Source organism: Nostoc sp. CALU 546, assembly GCF_048836525.1.
The window spans coordinates 1-3,374 of record NZ_JAWJTF010000234.1 but is presented as its reverse complement, the minus strand read 5'-3'; the positions used below and the strand labels follow the sequence as shown (position 1 = coordinate 3,374).

5 protein-coding genes are annotated in these 3,374 nt (G+C 38.0%); 3 read left to right on the top strand and 2 right to left on the bottom strand.

Annotated elements, in window-relative coordinates:
- A partial coding sequence (locus RRG12_RS42000) for an ATP-binding protein (protein ID WP_420763214.1) occupies window positions 1-125 on the top strand: 125 nt, incomplete at its 5' end.
- Window positions 126-216: 91 nt separating this feature from the next.
- Here RRG12_RS42000 and RRG12_RS41995 read toward each other — a convergent pair.
- Together RRG12_RS41995 and RRG12_RS41990 are read right to left on the bottom strand one after the other, a co-directional pair.
- Window positions 217-978 (bottom strand): DNA polymerase beta superfamily protein, encoded by a 762-nt coding sequence (locus RRG12_RS41995; protein WP_420761585.1) that lies wholly within the window; start codon window positions 976-978, stop codon window positions 217-219.
- Window positions 979-1,018: 40 nt separating this feature from the next.
- A complete protein-coding gene (locus tag RRG12_RS41990; RefSeq protein ID WP_420761586.1) occupies window positions 1,019-1,246 on the bottom strand; it encodes a DUF6717 family protein in 228 nt (75 codons plus the stop codon).
- A 388-nt stretch (window positions 1,247-1,634) separates the two neighbouring features.
- Here RRG12_RS41990 and egtC point away from each other — a divergent pair, with 388 nt between their 5' ends.
- Window positions 1,635-2,423: an ergothioneine biosynthesis protein EgtC gene (gene egtC, locus RRG12_RS41985; RefSeq protein WP_069073752.1), complete on the top strand. Its 789-nt coding sequence runs from the start codon at window positions 1,635-1,637 to the stop codon at window positions 2,421-2,423.
- Window positions 2,398-3,374, top strand: a 977-nt coding sequence (locus RRG12_RS41980) for an SUMF1/EgtB/PvdO family nonheme iron enzyme (protein ID WP_420763213.1), incomplete at its 3' end; no start/stop codon positions are given. The genes egtC and RRG12_RS41980, both read left to right, overlap by 26 nt.

Here is a 3,374-nt window from a genome sequence, read left to right as displayed (position 1 = left end):
AGGTACATGGATTAGGCTTAAGTATTTGTTATCAGATAGTTGATAAACACAAAGGTAAAATAGAAGTAATTTCAGAATTAGAACAAGGAACAGAGTTTGCAATCATTTTACCTATTAAAACATAAACAAACTAGTACAATTATCTATAAGTAATATACAATTTAAATTTACTAAATTTCTGTATTTTAAAACAATCATGAGCCAAAAGTGATGAACTCATGATTCATAGCTTCTTGTTCTCAAATGTACCAACAAATTATGCAAAGCCACATTTGCTGAAGGTACTTCAGGTAATGGGCTAGATTCATACGCCTCCTGCAACTTATTACGCAGACGCTCATATTCTCTTTGATGAAAATATATATTAAAATCTGACAAAATAGACCTTTCTGTACCTGCTAACTTTTGGGCGATTAAATCAGGAATATATGGTAAATTAAAAACCTCATTGAGATTAATTAAATTAGCTTCGACTATCCCTGTTTGCATCAGATAAATCCCAGTTAGCAGAACTCGATAAACATAAAGTAATGGCTTAATCCTATACGCTTCTTCTTTCTCAAAAAGTTTCCATTGTGTCGTAGCAAAACCAATATAATGGTAGCTATGATGACGGGTAATGCAACTTTTGGCAATAACTTTCAATTCATCATGTTCGGGTGAAGTTGTTAATATTAAGGGTGAGTACAGTTGTTCTAACACATAGCCATTCTTTTTAAGTAGCATCAAAAATAATTTTTTGACATCATGAGTGACTAAATCAATTTCTAAAGATTCACGAGTTTCTGAAACTTCAATAGTTTCATTCCCCGTCTCTAATCCCACTACTTCTGTAACTGGTAAAATATGCACACCACGCAAGTCATAATCAGAATCAGCTGACGGAAAACCATATAAGTGGGAACCACTGATAGTTGCAAATAAAAGTGGGTAAGGCTGTTGTCCAATAATTGTTATAATAGAGTTTGGAATCTTCATAATATTTTCTTATGTTAAATTAAAATTTTTGAGATATTCTCTACAAATAAGGTCTTTCAGCTTTACAACATATTTTATTTGGCGGTTCACTAAAGTATTTTAACAAAGCTGGACATAGCCAACCTTCCAATTTATGGCTCTCCCAGTAATACCAATAACCGTTATATTCTGCTCTTAACCAAATTAGTTCAGCTTGATAACCAGGAAAGGGATTTGCAGAAAATAACAGTTTAAAGCCTTCATCAACATTAGCAATACCATCAACCAAAATATCAATTATTTCGGGTACGCCACTGACAAATGGTTCTTAGATTAGTTCCCTTCGCTCATCATCAAATACCCATGTTTGATTATGTCTATATGGGAAAATTACCATTATTGAGTTAGGCATCAGTCATTGGTTCTTGATTATTGCTAATTAGTCTTTATTATTTGTCTATTTTGTTGAATACTACTCCTGAAGTTCAAAATTACGCCAAAATAATACAAGTTTGTATAAAACATTAGCAAACTAAATGTTTTGTGTAGTGAGGAGGTCAATAGGGTGATATGAGGTAGCACTTGTTAACAAGGATAGTGCAAATTTATCCAAAAATCAGCTAATTCTCAGTCAAAAAGCTTACTTTATACAGCTATTGGGAGCAAATACTTTAATCATGTGCCGTTTACTTGCTTACCTCGGTTCGCCTGTTTCTTTAGAATATCTTCTGTATAAACCAGAACACTCACTGATAGTCCAGAGTTATCAACCCCGCGAAATGACCTCTGGGGTAGTAAATGCAGATGGCTTCGGTGTGGGTTGGTATCATAGTCAAAAAGATACTGACCCTTTTATCTACAAAAATACCCTGCCTATTTGGAATGATATAAACTTACCCAGTCTCAGCCGTTACGTTGAATCTAAATGTGTGCTTGCTTATGTCCGTAGTGCTACACCAGGCCAAGCTGTAGATTTTGCTAATTGTCAGCCCTTTAACCATCAACAACAACTCTTTATTCACAATGGACGAATCGAAAATTTCCACAAAACATTACACAGAAAAATCCGCAGCACTTTAACCCAAGATTTTTACGAGAAAATTAATGGCAGTACTGACTCTGAACACATTTTTGCTTTATTACTTTCACAAAGTCAAATCAATAAACATCGACCTCCAGAATATGCTTTACGCAACACATTATTAACGCTTTTAGAGATGGCAAAACGCTATCAAGTAGAAGCCTCACTCAACATAGTTTTTAGTGACGGACATCGCCTGATAGCTTCTCGGTTTGCTACTCATTCACCAGTTCCATCTCTTTACTGGATACGAGATGATCCGACTTTCCCAAATTCTGTAATTATTGCATCCGAACCTCTATTTATAGGTAATTGGATTGCTTGCCCAGAAAATAGCATTATTAGTGTGGGAGCAGACTGTGAGATCCAAATTGAGCAAATCTAGTGTGAAAGAGGTTATTTTTCAAGCCTTTTATGAATGTCGTCTGCAAACTTTTGCACTGTTCCAGGATATGAATGAAGCCACATTCTGTAGTCAGCCTCATCCTGACTTTAGCCCTGTTGGCTGGCACTTGGGGCATATTGCCTATATCGAGTCTTTATGGCTGCTAGAGCGCAGTGCAGGTAGCCCTTGTTTGTTTCCGCAATACCGTAAGCTGTTTGCAGCCGACGGTTTACCCAAATCAGAACGTGTTCATTTACCAAACTTAGAGGAAATTCGTTATTACCTAGACACAGTTAGAGAAAAAGTTCTCGAATACCTAGAAGTAGCTGACATTGAGCAGCAAGAACGTCTATGGCACTTTTTGATTCAGCACGAAAGTCAGCACTGTGAAATTATTAGTTTTGTCTTGGAATTAAACAAGAGGCAGGAGGCAGAATTTGTTACTCTCCACGTCCCTCCATCCTCCACTCCTTTTACCGAAATGATTCAAATCCCAGCAGGCGAATTTGAACAGGGAAGCGACTCAATTGATGCACTAGATAACGAGCGCCCTGCCCATCGAGTGTATTTAGATACGTATCTGATTGACCGCTATCCTGTGACTTGTGGACAGTATCGTGAATTCATCGAGGCGGGAGGCTACCAAAATTCTCAGTGGTGGTCAGAATCAGGATGGCAATGGTTACAAAAAGAATCAGTGAGCCAACCGCTTTATTGGTGCAGTAATGCCTACGGGGGCAAGCTACGCAGTTATGATAATCACCCGGTTTGCGGTGTTAGCTGGTATGAAGCCGAGGCTTACTCCCGATTTGTGGGTAAGCGGCTACCCACAGAAGCCGAATGGGAAAAAGCAGTCAGTTGGGATGCACAGACTAATAGTCACCGCACCTATCCTTGGGGAGATGAAAAACCAACCGTCCAACAGTGTAATTGCGTAGGCGTAGCCCATCG